Source organism: Bacillus sp. FSL R5-0576 (assembly GCF_038004765.1).
In the GTDB taxonomy this organism is placed as follows: domain Bacteria; phylum Bacillota; class Bacilli; order Bacillales; family Bacillaceae; genus Bacillus; species Bacillus subtilis.
In genome coordinates, this window is sequence record NZ_JBBORU010000001.1 from 1,573,261 (window position 1) to 1,588,057 (window position 14,797).

A 14,797-nucleotide genomic window follows, 5' to 3' on the forward strand; every position below is an offset into this window, starting at 1 on the left:
GAGGAAAATGTCAGGAGAAGTTCTCTCCCAAAATGAAATAGATGCACTGCTTTCTGCAATATCAACTGGTGAAATGGACGCTGAAGAGCTGAAAAAAGAAGAAAAAGAGAAGAAAGTCAAGGTTTATGATTTCAAACGTGCGCTGCGGTTTTCTAAGGATCAGATTCGCAGTTTAACGAGAATTCATGACAATTTTGCAAGACTTCTTACCACTCATTTTTCTGCTCAGCTCAGAACCTATATTCACATATCTGTCAGTTCTGTTGATCAGGTTCCGTATGAGGAATTTATCAGATCGATTCCAAACATGACGATTCTAAATCTATTTGATGTTCATCCGATGGAAGGAAGAATTATGATGGAGGTCAACCCCACGATAGCTTATACGATGATGGATCGAGTCATGGGCGGGATTGGAATCAGTCATAACAAGGTTGACAGTTTGACAGAAATTGAAACAAAAATCATTTCTAATTTATTTGAAAATGCACTGGGTAATTATAAAGAAGCTTGGCAGTCAATTGCTGATATTGAACCGGAAATGACTGAGTTTGAAGTGAATCCGCAATTTGTTCAGATGGTATCTCCTAATGAAACAGTCGTGGTGATCTCGCTCAATACTCAAATTGGTGAAATCAGCGGTGTCATTAATCTCTGTATCCCGCATATTGTACTCGAGCCGCTCATACCGAAGCTTTCAGTCCACTATTGGATGCAATCAGACCGAAATGAGCCAAAGCCTGAGGAAACAAAGTCGCTTGAAAAACGTATCATGACAGCACAAATACCTGTCGTGGCCGAGCTCGGCACATCTGAACTGACGATAGAAGAGTTTTTAAGTTTAGAAGTCGGAGACTGCATAACTTTGGACAAATCAGTCACGGATCCTCTTACTGTATTGGTCGGAGATAAGCCGAAATTTTTAGGACAAGCCGGCCGGGTGAATCGAAAACAGGCAGTGCAAATTTTAGATCACGACATAAGAGGTGAACAAGATGGAGAATAATAGATTATCTCAAGATGAGATTGACGCGCTTCTTAACGGTACTGGCAGCACGCTTGATGAGCCAGAGGTTCCGGAAGTAGATGACTTATCGGAAATGGAGCGTGATGCGATCGGTGAAATCGGTAATATTTCATTCGGCAGTTCTGCGACAGCACTGTCAACGCTTTTAAATCAAAAGGTCGATATTACGACTCCAAGCGTAACGGTCATTCCAAGAAGTAAAATCAGCGATGCGTTTCCTGAACCGTATGTAGCGATTGAAGTGAATTATACGGAGGGCTTCAGCGGAAGCAACCTGTTAGTCGTGGAACAAAGTGACGCGGCGATCATTGCTGACTTAATGATCGGGGGAGACGGAAAAGGTGCGGACCCTTCACTGGGTGAAATCCATTTAAGTGCGGTTCAAGAAGCAATGAACCAAATGATGGGATCGGCTGCCACATCAATGTCTACTGTATTCAGTAAAAAAATTGATATTTCACCTCCTCGGGTTGAATTGCTGGATGTTACTGAAGAAAAGGGTACAGACCGTATTCCTGATGATGAAATGCTGGTGAAAGTTTCTTTCAACTTAAAGGTGGGAGAATTAATAGATTCCAGCATTATGCAGCTTTACCCATTGACATTTGCGAAAGATTTAATTTCAAGCCTTATGAACTCAGAAAGTGCAGAGGAAGAAGAAACGGTGCAGCCTGAAGTTACATACGAACAGCCGAAAGAGCCTGTGACGCCAGAGCCGCGTATTGAACCGAAGCAACAGCAGCAGCCGCCAAAAAGGCAGGGAACAGCAAAAAAAGCAGCGCCAGTTCAGGTTTCACCGGTGGAATTTTCAGCGTTTGATCCAAACGAAGCTGTACAAGCCCCTATTCATAATCTGGATATGCTTTTGGATATCCCGCTTTCAATTACTGTTGAGCTTGGCAGAACGAAGAGAAGCGTAAAAGAGATTTTAGAGCTTTCTGCCGGAAGTATTATCGAGCTTGATAAATTAGCCGGTGAGCCTGTAGATATTTTAGTTAATCAGCGTATCGTTGCCAAAGGCGAGGTCGTTGTCATTGAAGAAAACTTCGGAGTAAGAGTCACTGACATTTTAAGCCAGGCAGAGCGCATTAATAATTTAAAATAACGAAACACAAGGAGAGAGATAGATTATGGCACATAGAATTTTAATTGTAGATGACGCAGCATTTATGCGAATGATGATTAAAGATATTTTGGTTAAAAATGGTTTTGAAGTTGTGGCGGAAGCTGAAAATGGAGCACAAGCGGTAGAGAAATATAAAGAGCATTCACCTGACCTTGTTACTATGGATATCACGATGCCAGAAATGGATGGTATTACAGCATTAAAAGAAATTAAACAAATTGATGCGCAGGCAAGAATCATCATGTGTTCTGCTATGGGACAGCAATCAATGGTTATTGATGCCATTCAGGCCGGCGCTAAGGATTTCATTGTGAAACCTTTCCAGGCTGACCGTGTGCTTGAAGCAATCAACAAAACATTAAGTTAAAGGGTGTACGACTGTTGAAAAAGAGTCAATATTTTATCGTTTTTATTTGTTTTTTCGTTTTATTCAGTGTACATCCGATTGCTGCTGCCGCGGCAGACTCTGATAATTCAACTGTAAACGAATGGTTTCAAAAGAAAGATGAAAAAACTGCGGATAAGTCAGAGCAAAAGAAAGAAAAAACAACAAAAACTGCTGATGAGACGGAGGGAGCGGCTGCTCCTTCTGTCTCAGCTTTTGATTTTGTAAAGATGATTTTCGCTTTACTGTTTGTTATCGTGCTGATTTACGGGCTGGTTAAGCTCATGAACAAAAGAAATCGGCTCCTAAAGCCTTTTCAATATGTTGAAAATATTGGCGGCACATCGGTCGGCCAGAACAGATCCATACAATTGATCAAGGTCGGGAAAAGTGTGCTCGTCGTCGGTGTAGGAGAGACGATCCAGCTGCTGAAAGAAATTGAGGATGAAAAAGAGATTGAAGTCATTCTCAGTCAGCATGAAGAGGCAATGTCAAGCAAAATAGAGTGGCAAAAGTTTGTGAAGCCGCATAAGAGTTCTGAACATCAGCCGCAGCAAAAACTGCCTTCATTTTCAAAAGCATTAAAAGAGCAACTTGAAGAGTTAAAACAAAACCGTTCTGAAGGAAAGAAGAAAGGCCCACGTCATCATGAATGAGTTTATAAATATTTTCAGTTCAAGCGATCCGGAAAACGTAAGTTCAACTGTTAAATTACTATTATTGTTAACTGTATTTTCAGTGGCGCCTGGAATATTGATTCTTATGACTTGTTTTACTCGCATCGTCATTGTTCTGTCATTTGTCAGAACTTCACTTGCGACGCAATCTATGCCCCCAAACCAGGTTCTTATCGGGCTTGCGCTGTTTTTAACATTTTTTATTATGGCTCCTACTTTTTCAGAAATTAATAAAGAAGCGCTGACCCCATTAATGGACAACAAAATCAGCTTGGATGAAGCGTATACGAAAGCTGAGGAACCGATTAAAGAATTTATGAGTAAACACACAAGGCAGAAGGATCTGGCGCTGTTTATGAATTACGCGAAAATGGATAAACCTGAATCATTAAAGGATATTCCGCTAACAACAATGGTTCCGGCTTTTGCCATATCGGAGCTTAAAACAGCATTTCAAATAGGTTTTATGATTTTTATCCCTTTTTTAATTATAGATATGGTAGTGGCGAGCGTCTTGATGTCAATGGGAATGATGATGCTGCCTCCAGTTATGATTTCTCTGCCCTTTAAAATATTACTTTTTGTTTTGGTAGACGGCTGGTATTTAATTGTGAAATCTTTGCTTCAGAGCTTTTAGGGTAGGTGCTAAACGTGAGTTCAGAATTTGTAATTTCTATGGCGGAAAAAGCCGTATACGTAACGCTGATGATCAGCGGGCCATTATTGGCTATTGCTTTACTGGTCGGTTTAATTGTCAGCATATTTCAGGCGACAACTCAAATCCAGGAACAGACTTTGGCGTTTATTCCGAAAATCGTGGCGGTTCTCCTGGCTCTCATTTTTTTTGGTCCGTGGATGCTGTCGACGATTCTTTCATTTACAACAGAGCTGTTTTCTAATTTAAATCGTTTTGCAGGGTAATGTAGAGATGAATTCAATTATTGACTTATTTCCTGCTTTTTTATTGGTTTTTATTAGAATCTCTGCTTTTTTTGTAACGATTCCGCTATTTGGACATCGGAATGTGCCAGCTGTTCATCGCATAGGATTTGCTTTTTTTCTTGCAGTCATTTGTTTCAGCACCATTGATAAACCGCCCTCTTTGGAGATAGATGAGCACTATATGCTCTTGGCGTTTAAAGAAGCTTTGGTCGGCCTATGTCTGGGTTTAATTGCTTATATGATGATTGCCGCAGTGCAGATTGCCGGCTCGTTTATTGATTTTCAAATGGGATTTTCAATAGCAAACGTTATTGATCCGCAAACCGGTGCACAAAGTCCGTTGATTGGCCAGTTTATCTATACGATGGCACTTTTGTTTATGCTGAGTGTCAATGCCCACCATTTGCTGCTAGACGGTATTTACTACAGCTTTCAGTATATTTCAGTTGATCAGGCATTTCCGAATTTCGGCGATGAAAAGTTTGCCTATTTTATCGCGAAAAGCTTTAATGCAATGTTTATTATCGCTTTTCAAATGTCAGCGCCGGTTGTGGCCAGTTTGTTTCTAGTTGATTTAGCATTAGGTATCGTGGCTCGAACTGTTCCGCAGTTAAATGTATTTGTGGTCGGTCTGCCTTTAAAGATCGCTGTCAGTTTCATCATGCTCATTGTATGTATGTCCGTTATCTTCGTCGTTGTCCGGAATGTTTTCAGTTTAACGATTGAAACGATGCGGAATCTTTTAGCATTGGTCGGTGTTTCTTAATGAAGCTTAGAGTTGACCTGCAGTTTTTTGCGGGAGAGAAGACAGAAAAAGCCACTCCGAAAAAACGGAAGGATACGCGAAAAAAAGGGCAAGTAGCCAAAAGCTCGGATGTCAATACCGCCGTTTCTTTACTGGTAATATTCCTTTCGCTTATTGCAATTGGTCCGTATATGAGAGACAGGCTGCTGTCATTCATAGAAACATTTTATACCGAATCTCTCACAATGAAGCTCTCAGAATCAAATGTGCATACATTGTTTGTCAGCTTATTAAAGGATATGGGCATGATACTCGCACCGATCTTGCTTGTTGCTCTTGTTGCAGGAGTCGTAAGCAACTATATGCAGGTTGGGTTCTTATTTTCTGCTGAAGTGATACAGCCTAAGCTTGAAAAACTGGATCCGATCAAAGGCTTTAAACGAATATACAGTATGAGGGCGATTGTAGAGCTGATTAAATCAATTTTGAAAATCGTAGTCGTCGGTTTTGCGGCTTTTGCTGTGCTTTGGCTGCATTATGGAGAAATTCTCCGGCTTCCTCTCCTGACACCCGAAGAGGCACTTTCTTTCGTTTCAAAACTCACTTTGTGGATGGGACTAAGCGGTGCAGGTGCATTGTTGATTCTTGCGGGTCTCGACTATTTATATCAGAGATTTGACTATGAGAAAAATATCAAAATGTCAAAACAAGATATAAAAGATGAGTACAAAAAATCTGAAGGAGACCCGATTATCAAGTCTAAAATTAAACAAAGACAGCGGGAAATGGCGATGAGGCGGATGATGCAGGAAGTTCCAAAAGCAGATGTCATTATCACAAACCCGACTCACTATGCGATTGCTTTGAAATATGATGAAGAAAAAATGGACGCACCTTATATTGTTGCAAAAGGCGTCGACCACCTTGCGTTAAAAATCAGGAAAATTGCTAAAGAGCATGATGTCATGATGGTAGAAAACAGACCGCTTGCCCGTGCGTTATATGATCAAGTGGAAATTGACCAGGCAGTGCCGGAAGAATTTTTTAAAGTTTTAGCAGAAATTCTGGCTTACGTATATAAAACAAAACAAAAAGTATATTGAATTTTTCGATTTAAAAGGAGAGAAAAAACAGCATGTCAACAAGAGATTTATCCGTTTTAATAAGTGTTGTCCTCATTGTGGCGATGCTGGTGATTCCATTTCCTCCATGGCTGTTAAGTATTTTGATCATTATTAATATTTCTCTTGCGTTGATCGTGCTTCTCACCACAATGAATATGCAGGAAGCGCTTCAGTTTTCGATTTTTCCGTCACTGTTGCTGCTTTTGACCCTATTTCGTTTGGGCTTGAACGTCTCAACTACCCGTTCAATTCTTTCACACGGTGAAGGAGGGAAAGTCGTCGAGACTTTCGGAAATTTCGTTGTCGGCGGAAATGTATTAGTTGGACTCGTTGTATTTATCATCCTTATTATTATTCAGTTTATCGTCATTACAAAAGGTGCTGAACGTGTTTCCGAGGTTGCAGCAAGGTTTACGCTGGACGCAATGCCGGGGAAGCAGATGAGCATTGATGCTGATTTAAACGCAGGGATGATTACCGAACAGGAAGCGAAGCATCGCCGCGAAAAAGTGGCAAGAGAAGCAGACTTTTATGGAGCAATGGACGGTGCCAGTAAATTTGTAAAAGGTGACGCCATTGCCGGAATCATCATTGTGATGATCAATATTATTTTCGGAATCGTGATCGGAATGCTTCAGCAGGGCATGTCCATTCAAGAGGCTGCTTCACACTTTACGATGCTGACTGTAGGGGATGGAATTGTTTCGCAAATCCCGGCACTGTTAATTTCTACGGCTACGGGTATTGTGGTCACAAGAGCTGCCTCTGAAGGAAACTTAGGGCATGACATTACAGGCCAGCTGTTTGCGTATCCAAAGCTTTTGTACGTCGCAGCAGCTACGATCATGCTTTTAGGTATTTTCACTCCGATCGGCATCCTTCTGACGGGGCCGCTTGCGGGATTGCTTGCTTTTGGCGCATATACACTATCTAAATCAGGTAAGGAAAAAGAAGAAGTGGATGAGATTCTTGAGGAAGAGGCTGAGGTGGACGAGCTTAAAAGCCCTGAAAGTGTTGTTCAGCTTCTACATATAGATCCGATAGAATTTGAGTTTGGATATGGCCTGATACCGCTTGCTGATGCCAATCAAGGCGGTGATTTATTAGACCGAATTGTTATGATACGCCGTCAGTTGGCTTTGGAACTCGGGCTTGTCATTCCTGTCGTGCGAATCAGAGATAATATAGCGTTGCAGCCTAATGAATACCGATTGAAAATTAAAGGAAACGAGGTAGCAAAAGGCGAGCTGTTGCTTGATCATTATTTAGCGATGTCGCCTACTCCTGAGGACGATCTCATTGAAGGGATTGAAACAGTGGAGCCTTCATTCGGACTGCCGGCTAAATGGATTAGCGAAGCGGTAAAGGATGAAGCCGACATGCTTGGTTATACAGTAGTTGATCCTGCATCAGTCGTTTCAACGCATATTACGGAGAAAATTAAGCAGCATGCCCACGAATTGATCGGAAGGCAGGAGACAAAACAGCTGATCGATCACTTGAAAGAATCGTATCCAGTCCTGGTTGAAGAGGTTACGCCGAATCCATTGTCTGTCGGTGAAATTCAGAAAGTGCTTGCTAAGCTTTTAAAAGAAAAAGTTTCAATTCGAAACTTAGTAACGATTTTTGAAACACTTGCTGACTATGGGAAATTAACAACAGATTCTGATCTCTTGACAGAGTATACAAGACAAGCGCTTGCTAAACAAATTACAGCCCAGTTTGCCAAAGAAAATGAAGTGTTGAAGGTTGTTACTTGTTCGGGCCGTGTAGAAAAAGCAATAGCAGACGGTGTGCAGCAGACGGAACACGGGAACTATTTATCACTTGAACCAGATATTTCAGAAAGTATAGTACGCTCTGTCGCCAAAGAAGCTGAACAGCTCTCATTACGTCAGGAAACCGCGATTCTTCTTTGCTCGCCGCCTGTCAGAATGTATGTGAAGCAGCTTCTGGAACGGTACTTCCCTGATCTTCCGGTACTCTCTTATAACGAACTTGAGGCGAATGTTGAGGTACAAAGCATTGGAGTGGTGGATATTTAATGAAAATAAAAAAATTTACTGCTGCTTCAATGCAAGAAGCGGCACTTCTCATCAGAAAAGAGTTAGGTAATGAAGCGGTCATATTAAATTCGAAAAAAATTAAAAAGCGAAAATGGTTTGGCCTCGTCAACAAGCCTGCTGTTGAAGTAATCGCCGTATTGGATCAGGACTTTCTTGAGAAAAAAACGCCTCAGAAGGCAGCTGAACCGAAACAAACATTAAAAACTCCGGTCAGCAGTCCGAAAATAGAGGAGAGAACATATCCCCCTCAAATTCCGGCGCAACAGGAGCTAGGTGATTTTTCAGCATATCAATCTGTACTTCCTGAGCCGCTGCGAAAAGCAGAAAAGCTTTTGCAAGAAACAGGGATCAAAGAGTCTACGAAAACGAACACTCTGAAAAAATTGCTTCGCTTCTCTGTTGAAGCAGGCGGCTTGACTGAAGAAAATGTTGTCGGCAAACTTCAGGAAATACTATGCGATATGCTGCCCGCAGCAGACAAGTGGCAGGAGCCAATTCATTCAAAATATATCGTTCTCTTTGGTTCAACAGGGGCTGGTAAAACAACTACACTTGCTAAACTCGCAGCCATATCTATGCTTGAAAAACATAAAAAAATCGCTTTTATTACAACAGATACGTATCGTATTGCAGCTGTTGAACAGTTGAAAACATACGCTGAACTGCTGCAGGCTCCTCTGGAAGTTTGCTATACAAAAGAAGAATTTCAGCAGGCGAAGGAGTTATTTTCTGAGTATGATCATGTGTTTGTTGATACAGCCGGAAGAAACTTCAAGGACCCACAATACATTGATGAACTAAAAGAAACGATTCCTTTTGAGAGCAGCATTCAGTCATTTCTTGTTTTATCCGCGACTGCAAAATATGAAGATATGAAGCATATTGTCAAACGGTTTTCATCCATCCCTGTTAATCAGTATATTTTTACGAAAATAGATGAAACGACTTCCTTAGGTTCTGTATTTAATATACTGGCAGAATCAAAAATAGGTGTCGGGTTTATGACAAACGGACAGAATGTGCCTGAGGATATACAGACTGTATCTCCACTTGGTTTTGTGAGGATGCTGTGCAGATGAACAGATATGACCAAGCAGCAACTTTACGGGCGAAAATGGAAAAACGTGAGCGCGTTCTGCCGATGATTTATTCACAAAAAGCGAAGACACTTGCTGTCATTAGCGGCAAGGGCGGTGTCGGAAAATCCAATATTACCTTAAATATGGCACTTGCGCTGCAGGATAAAGGTAAGAAGGTGCTGCTCATCGACCTTGATATCGGGATGGGAAACATTGATATATTAATGGGAAATTCATCGTCTGCCACGATAATCGATGTTTTAACCGATCGTAAGCCTTTGCTGCAGTCATTATCCGTTGGCCCAAAGGGTTTGCGGTATATATCAGGGGGAACCGGTCTTGATGTGATGTTTCAGCTCGATCAGAGAAAATGGACGTTTTTTGCCAATGAACTTTCTCATGCATTAAGCCAGTTCGATTATGTGCTGTTTGATATGGGAGCGGGCTTATCAAAAGATCAACTGCCTTTTATTTTATCAGCAGAAGATATTTTGATTATAACAACTCCCGAGCCGACGGCCATTATGGACGCATACAGCGCTGTCAAGCACTTGGTTTTGACAGAAAATAAGCTTTCAATGAAGGTGGCTGTCAATCGATGCCGTGACCAAAAGGAAGGGCTTGACGCTTTTGCCCGCCTCTCCCGTACAATTCATATGTTTTTGGATGTTCAGGTTCAGTTTGCCGGTTCCGTTTCTGACGATGTGATCGTGAGCAAAGCGGTTGTCGAACAGGTTCCTTTTTTCATAAAAAGCCCTCAGGCAAAAGCCAGCCGGTCAGTCCGTATTTTAGCGGACGCCTTGTTTGAAAGAGAAGAAACGAGACACAAAGAAGACAAACAGACATTTATTGAGAAATTATCTTCTTTTTTAATGAGGAGGGCTTAATTTGATTCGTGTGCTTGTAGTTGATGATTCAGCTTTTATGAGAAAAATGATAAGTGATTTTCTGACCGAGGAAAAGCAGATAGAAGTAATCGGAACTGCGAGAAACGGAGAAGAAGCGCTTAAGAAGATTGAATTATTAAAACCGGATGTTATTACTCTTGATGTTGAAATGCCGGTCATGAATGGGACAGATACGCTCCGCAAAATTATTGAGATTTATAACTTGCCGGTCATTATGGTGTCTAGCCAGACCGAGAAAGGTAAAGAATGCACAATTAATTGTTTGGAGATCGGTGCCTTTGACTTTATCACAAAGCCATCAGGCTCAATATCTCTGGATCTATACAAAATTAAAGAACAATTAGTTGAGCGTGTCGTCGCGGCAGGACTTTCCGGCAAGCAGAAACGTCCTGTTTCCCAGACAGTTCGGCCCGAACCTATTGTGCGTGCTGTCGTTAAGCCTGAATTAAGCAAACCGAAACCTGGCACGGGCAGACAAATTGTGTGTATCGGCACATCAACAGGCGGTCCACGGGCGTTACAAAAGGTGATACCGAAGCTCCCTAAGGATTTGAACGCACCAGTGGTTGTCGTTCAGCACATGCCTGAAGGGTTTACTGCTTCTTTGGCTGATCGGCTGAATCATTTATCTGACATTCAGGTAAAAGAAGCAAAAGATGGTGAAGCAGCTCTTAACGGCTGTGTTTACATAGCACCGGGCGGAAAAAACATATCCGTTATTAAAAACAGCGAAGGACTCCAGATTGTGCTTGATAACCATGACACACCAAGCCGTCATAAACCATCTGCTGATTATTTATTCCGTTCTGTCGGGAAACTGACAGATTATGAAAAAGTAGCGGTTATCATGACCGGAATGGGCAGTGACGGCACTGCTGGGCTAAAGGACATGCTAACAGCCGGCAATGTGAAAGCCATTGCGGAGTCTGAAGAATCTTGTGTCGTATACGGGATGCCAAAAGCTGCTGTTAAAGCGGGTCTCATTCATGAGATTAAACATGTGGAAGATATCGCAGCATCCATCACAAGCTGTGTGAAAAAAGAGAGGGTGTGATTCAAATGGATATGAATCAGTATTTAGATGTCTTTATTGATGAGAGTAAAGAACATTTACAAACATGTAATGAAAAGCTTCTCCTTTTAGAGAAAGACCCGACTGATCTTCAGCTCGTACATGATATATTCAGGGCTGCCCATACATTAAAAGGAATGAGCGCAACGATGGGCTACACGGATTTAGCACATCTAACCCATCTGCTTGAAAACGTGCTGGATGCAATCCGAAACGGAGACATGGCAGTCACCTCAGACTGGCTGGATATTTTGTTTGAAGCTCTGGATCACCTGGAAGCAATGGTTCAGTCTATTATTGATGGCGGGGATGGTAAAAGAGATATCTCAGAAGTGAGTGCCAAGCTTGATGTGAATGGTGCGCACGCTGAATCCGCCGCCTCCGCGGAACCTGCAGAAGCACAGAGTTCAGCATCTGATTGGGAATATGATGAATTTGAACGTACAGTTATACAAGAAGCGGAGGAGCAAGGCTTCAAACGTTATGAAATCAAGATTTCTCTGAACGAAAACTGTATGTTAAAAGCAGTTCGTGTCTATATGGTGTTTGAAAAACTAAATGAAGTCGGAGAAGTAGCCAAAACAATTCCAAGTGCTGAAGTGCTTGAAACAGAAGATTTTGGAACTGATTTTCAAGTTTGTTTCTTAACACATCAATCAGCGGAAGACATTGAACAATTAATCAATGGCGTGTCGGAAATTGAGCATGTTGAAGTCATTCAAGGGGCTCCTTTAACATCAGCTGAAAAGCCTGAAGAATCTAAGCAAGAAGATTCACCAGCAGCAGTTGTACCTGCGAAGCAGGAGAAACAAAAACAGCCTGCTAAAAACGATGAACAGGCGAAGCATTCAGCCGGCGGATCTAAAACAATTCGTGTCAACATTGACAGGCTTGATTCTTTAATGAACTTATTTGAAGAGCTTGTCATTGACCGCGGGCGTCTCGAGCAGATTGCAAAAGAGCTTGAGCACAATGAACTGACTGAAACGGTTGAACGAATGACGAGAATTTCCGGAGATTTGCAATCGATTATTCTGAATATGAGAATGGTCCCGGTTGAAACCGTTTTTAACAGATTCCCGAGAATGATTCGCCAGCTTCAGAAAGAGCTGAATAAAAAAATTGAACTCTCGATCATCGGTGCGGAAACTGAACTGGATCGTACAGTAATTGATGAAATCGGAGATCCACTCGTTCACTTGATCAGAAACAGTATTGACCATGGTATCGAGGCGCCGGAAACACGTTTGCAAAAGGGAAAACCGGAATCAGGAAAAGTTGTGCTTAAAGCTTATCACAGCGGCAACCATGTCTTTATCGAAGTAGAGGATGACGGCGCAGGCCTTAATCGCAATAAAATTCTGGAAAAAGCGCTTGAGCGCGGGGTCATAACGGAAAAAGAAGCTGAAACCTTAGAAGACAACCAAATTTACGAATTGATTTTTGCTCCGGGGTTCTCAACTGCTGACCAAATTTCTGATATTTCCGGCCGCGGTGTCGGACTTGACGTTGTAAAAAACAAACTGGAGTCTCTTGGCGGTTCAGTCAGTGTGAAATCAGCCGAGGGTCAAGGCTCTCTATTCAGCATCCAGCTGCCGCTTACCTTGTCTATTATTTCAGTTCTGCTGATTAAGTTGGAAGAAGAGACATTTGCCATTCCGATTTCTTCAATCATTGAGACAGCAGTTATTGACAGAAAAGACATTTTGCAAACGCATGACCGTGAAGTGATTGACTTTAGAGGGCATATTGTCCCTGTCGTTTATTTAAAAGAAGAGTTTAAAATAGAAGATACAAGAAAAGATGCGGAACAGCTCCATATCATTGTCGTGAAAAAAGGCGACAAACCTACTGCATTTGTGGTGGACTCCTTTATTGGCCAGCAGGAAGTTGTGCTGAAATCACTCGGAGATTATTTAACAAACGTCTTTGCAATTTCCGGAGCTACTATTTTAGGAGACGGAGAAGTAGCGCTCATTATTGATTGTAATGCACTGATTATTTAACCATTCGAGGAGGTGTCTCACATGACTGCAGAAATTAAAACAGGCGAAAAAATGATAGTCTTTATGGTAAATGGCAAAGAATATGCCATTTCCGTCACTCAGGTGAAATCAATTGAAAAATGGCAAAAGCCAACGAGGGTACCTGGCGTCGAACCATATATTTGCGGGGTAATCAATTTACGCGGGGTGGTGACTCCGGTTATTGATTTAAGAAAACGCCTGAATTTGCCAGAGTATGAAATTACCGATGAAACACGAATTATCATTATTGCTTATCGTGATATTGAAGTCGGCTGGATTGTGGATGAAGCGAATGATGTGATTACCGTACACGAAAGTGAAATAGAATCTGCTCCAGAAGGCGTTCAGAAAGATACGGATGTGTCGATCGAACAGATTGTGAAACAAGAGAACAGACTCTTAAATATTATTGATGCGAACGCGGTTTTGGATAAGGAATCATCTCAGTCCGCTGTGCCCGATCAAGCTTAATCTTAAAGGGGTTATGACATGAGTATTTTTAATGGAATCAAAGAAGAGCAGATGGACATTTTGCGGGAAGTCGGCAATATAGGCGCCGGCCACTCCGCCTCTGCAATGGCCCAGCTGTTAAATAGAAAGATAGATATGGAAGTCCCATTTGCAAAGCTGCTGTCTTTTGATGAGCTTGTTGATTTTTTCGGCGGTGCCGATGTCCCGGTTGCCAGTATCTTTTTAAGAATGGAAGGCGATTTAACGGGTTCAATGTTCTTTATAATGCCTTTTTTTCAGGCGGAGCAGTTTATCAGAGAACTGATTGGAAACCCCGACTTTGACATAGAGGACTTAGGTGAAGACCACATGAGCTCATCCGCTTTGCATGAACTGGGCAATATTTTAGCGGGGTCATATTTAACAGCTTTGGCGGATTTGACGAAACTCCAGCTCTATCCAAGTGTTCCTGAAGTCTCATTGGACATGTTCGGAGCTGTGATCAGCGAAGGGCTGATGGAGCTCAGTCAGGTTGGAGAACACGCCATTGTTGTCGACACGTCAATTTTTGACCAAAGCCATCAGCAGGAGCTGAAAGCGCATATGTTTATGCTGCCGGACTATGATTCATTTGAAAAGCTCTTTGTCGCCTTAGGTGCATCATTATGAGTACAACTGAGGCTGTTGTTATAAAGGTTGGGATTGCTGACGTGAAGATCGCCCGCTTCCCGGATACCATTCGGACCTCTGGGTTGGGCTCATGTGTGGGGCTGGTGCTTTATGATAAAGAAAAGCAAACGGCGGGTCTTGTTCATGTCATGCTTCCGGATTCGACGTTATCGAAAACTGCCGAGCTCAACCGGGCTAAGTACGCTGACACCGCCGTAAAGACCACGATTGATATGCTGATAGAAGCGGGATGCCGGAAATTTGCATTAAAAGCAAAGCTGGCCGGCGGATCAGAGATGTTTAAATTTAAATCGACAAATGATTTGATGAAGATCGGACCGAGAAATGTATTAGCGATAAAAGAACAGCTGTCTTTATTTAATATTCCTATTATTAGTGAAGATACGGGCGGCTCAAGCGGCCGGACGATAGAATTTGAACCGAAGTCCTGCATGCTGCATATTCGAACTGTTAAACAAGGTGAAAAAACGATTTAATTA

16 protein-coding genes are annotated in these 14,797 nt (G+C 42.0%); all 16 read left to right on the forward strand.

The genetic code is table 11. From position 1 onward, the window contains the following. Positions 1 to 7 precede the first annotated feature (7 nt). The 16 genes from fliM to cheD are packed head-to-tail and all read left to right on the forward strand — an operon-like array spanning position 8 to position 14,794. Positions 8 to 1,006: a flagellar motor switch protein FliM gene (gene fliM, locus NX903_RS08160; protein WP_003220879.1), complete on the forward strand. Its 999-nt coding sequence runs from the start codon at positions 8 to 10 to the stop codon at positions 1,004 to 1,006. Beyond that, entirely contained in the window at positions 996 to 2,132 is a 1,137-nt protein-coding gene (gene fliY, locus NX903_RS08165; RefSeq protein ID WP_014479788.1) for a flagellar motor switch phosphatase FliY, read from the forward strand. The genes fliM and fliY overlap by 11 nt, the downstream gene beginning before the upstream one ends. Before the next feature lie 25 nt (positions 2,133 to 2,157). After that, entirely contained in the window at positions 2,158 to 2,520 is a 363-nt protein-coding gene (gene cheY / locus NX903_RS08170; RefSeq protein WP_014476812.1) for a chemotaxis protein CheY, read from the forward strand. A gap of 14 nt (positions 2,521 to 2,534) precedes the next feature. Next, positions 2,535 to 3,194 (forward strand): flagella biosynthesis regulatory protein FliZ, encoded by a 660-nt coding sequence (fliZ, locus tag NX903_RS08175; protein WP_076457714.1) that lies wholly within the window; start codon positions 2,535 to 2,537, stop codon positions 3,192 to 3,194. Further along, positions 3,187 to 3,852: a flagellar type III secretion system pore protein FliP gene (gene fliP / locus NX903_RS08180; protein WP_003245692.1), complete on the forward strand. Its 666-nt coding sequence runs from the start codon at positions 3,187 to 3,189 to the stop codon at positions 3,850 to 3,852. Before fliZ ends, fliP begins: the two co-directional genes overlap by 8 nt. A 14-nt stretch (positions 3,853 to 3,866) precedes the next feature. After that, positions 3,867 to 4,136: a flagellar biosynthesis protein FliQ gene (gene fliQ / locus NX903_RS08185; protein WP_003220888.1), complete on the forward strand. Its 270-nt coding sequence runs from the start codon at positions 3,867 to 3,869 to the stop codon at positions 4,134 to 4,136. Between the two features lie 7 nt (positions 4,137 to 4,143). Further along, on the forward strand, positions 4,144 to 4,923 hold the full coding sequence (fliR, locus tag NX903_RS08190) for a flagellar biosynthetic protein FliR (RefSeq protein WP_003245510.1): 780 nt from the start codon (positions 4,144 to 4,146) through the stop codon (positions 4,921 to 4,923). Further along, positions 4,923 to 6,005, forward strand: coding sequence for a flagellar biosynthesis protein FlhB (gene flhB, locus NX903_RS08195; RefSeq protein WP_003231949.1), 1,083 nt, complete (start codon positions 4,923 to 4,925; stop codon positions 6,003 to 6,005). Before fliR ends, flhB begins: the two co-directional genes overlap by 1 nt. Before the next feature lie 32 nt (positions 6,006 to 6,037). Further along, positions 6,038 to 8,071, forward strand: a complete 2,034-nt coding sequence (gene flhA, locus NX903_RS08200) for a flagellar biosynthesis protein FlhA (RefSeq protein WP_033883352.1) — start codon at positions 6,038 to 6,040, stop codon at positions 8,069 to 8,071. After that, entirely contained in the window at positions 8,071 to 9,171 is a 1,101-nt protein-coding gene (gene flhF, locus NX903_RS08205; RefSeq protein WP_086343837.1) for a flagellar biosynthesis protein FlhF, read from the forward strand. Before flhA ends, flhF begins: the two co-directional genes overlap by 1 nt. Then, positions 9,162 to 10,058 (forward strand): flagellum location/number ATPase FlhG, encoded by an 897-nt coding sequence (gene flhG / locus NX903_RS08210; RefSeq protein ID WP_086343838.1) that lies wholly within the window; start codon positions 9,162 to 9,164, stop codon positions 10,056 to 10,058. Before flhF ends, flhG begins: the two co-directional genes overlap by 10 nt. 1 nt (position 10,059) lies before the next feature. Beyond that, positions 10,060 to 11,133 (forward strand): protein-glutamate O-methylesterase CheB, encoded by a 1,074-nt coding sequence (gene cheB, locus NX903_RS08215; protein ID WP_024571387.1) that lies wholly within the window; start codon positions 10,060 to 10,062, stop codon positions 11,131 to 11,133. A 5-nt stretch (positions 11,134 to 11,138) separates the two neighbouring features. Further along, positions 11,139 to 13,157, forward strand: a complete 2,019-nt coding sequence (gene cheA / locus NX903_RS08220; RefSeq protein ID WP_144486626.1) for a chemotaxis protein CheA — start codon at positions 11,139 to 11,141, stop codon at positions 13,155 to 13,157. A gap of 21 nt (positions 13,158 to 13,178) precedes the next feature. Beyond that, positions 13,179 to 13,649 carry a chemotaxis protein CheW gene (gene cheW, locus NX903_RS08225; protein ID WP_003231938.1) on the forward strand — a complete coding sequence of 157 codons (471 nt, stop codon included), beginning with the start codon at positions 13,179 to 13,181 and terminating at the stop codon, positions 13,647 to 13,649. Positions 13,650 to 13,667: 18 nt separating this feature from the next. Beyond that, positions 13,668 to 14,297: a CheY-P phosphatase CheC gene (gene cheC / locus NX903_RS08230; protein WP_003231935.1), complete on the forward strand. Its 630-nt coding sequence runs from the start codon at positions 13,668 to 13,670 to the stop codon at positions 14,295 to 14,297. Further along, on the forward strand, positions 14,294 to 14,794 hold the full coding sequence (cheD, locus tag NX903_RS08235) for a chemoreceptor glutamine deamidase CheD (protein WP_014476818.1): 501 nt from the start codon (positions 14,294 to 14,296) through the stop codon (positions 14,792 to 14,794). The genes cheC and cheD overlap by 4 nt, the downstream gene beginning before the upstream one ends. Positions 14,795 to 14,797 lie beyond the last annotated feature (3 nt).

What these genes read in the sequence shown, in the direction of transcription:
- fliM (WP_003220879.1), top strand. Translation starts at nt 8, where the DNA reads ATGTCAGGAGAAGTTCTCTCCCAAAATGAAATAGATGCACTGCTTTCT.
- fliY (WP_014479788.1), top strand. Translation starts at nt 996, where the DNA reads ATGGAGAATAATAGATTATCTCAAGATGAGATTGACGCGCTTCTTAAC.
- cheY (WP_014476812.1), top strand. Translation starts at nt 2,158, where the DNA reads ATGGCACATAGAATTTTAATTGTAGATGACGCAGCATTTATGCGAATG.
- fliP (WP_003245692.1), top strand. Translation starts at nt 3,187, where the DNA reads ATGAATGAGTTTATAAATATTTTCAGTTCAAGCGATCCGGAAAACGTA.
- fliR (WP_003245510.1), top strand. Translation starts at nt 4,144, where the DNA reads ATGAATTCAATTATTGACTTATTTCCTGCTTTTTTATTGGTTTTTATT.
- flhB (WP_003231949.1), top strand. Translation starts at nt 4,923, where the DNA reads ATGAAGCTTAGAGTTGACCTGCAGTTTTTTGCGGGAGAGAAGACAGAA.
- flhA (WP_033883352.1), top strand. Translation starts at nt 6,038, where the DNA reads ATGTCAACAAGAGATTTATCCGTTTTAATAAGTGTTGTCCTCATTGTG.
- flhF (WP_086343837.1), top strand. Translation starts at nt 8,071, where the DNA reads ATGAAAATAAAAAAATTTACTGCTGCTTCAATGCAAGAAGCGGCACTT.
- cheA (WP_144486626.1), top strand. Translation starts at nt 11,139, where the DNA reads ATGGATATGAATCAGTATTTAGATGTCTTTATTGATGAGAGTAAAGAA.
- cheW (WP_003231938.1), top strand. Translation starts at nt 13,179, where the DNA reads ATGACTGCAGAAATTAAAACAGGCGAAAAAATGATAGTCTTTATGGTA.
- cheC (WP_003231935.1), top strand. Translation starts at nt 13,668, where the DNA reads ATGAGTATTTTTAATGGAATCAAAGAAGAGCAGATGGACATTTTGCGG.
- cheD (WP_014476818.1), top strand. Translation starts at nt 14,294, where the DNA reads ATGAGTACAACTGAGGCTGTTGTTATAAAGGTTGGGATTGCTGACGTG.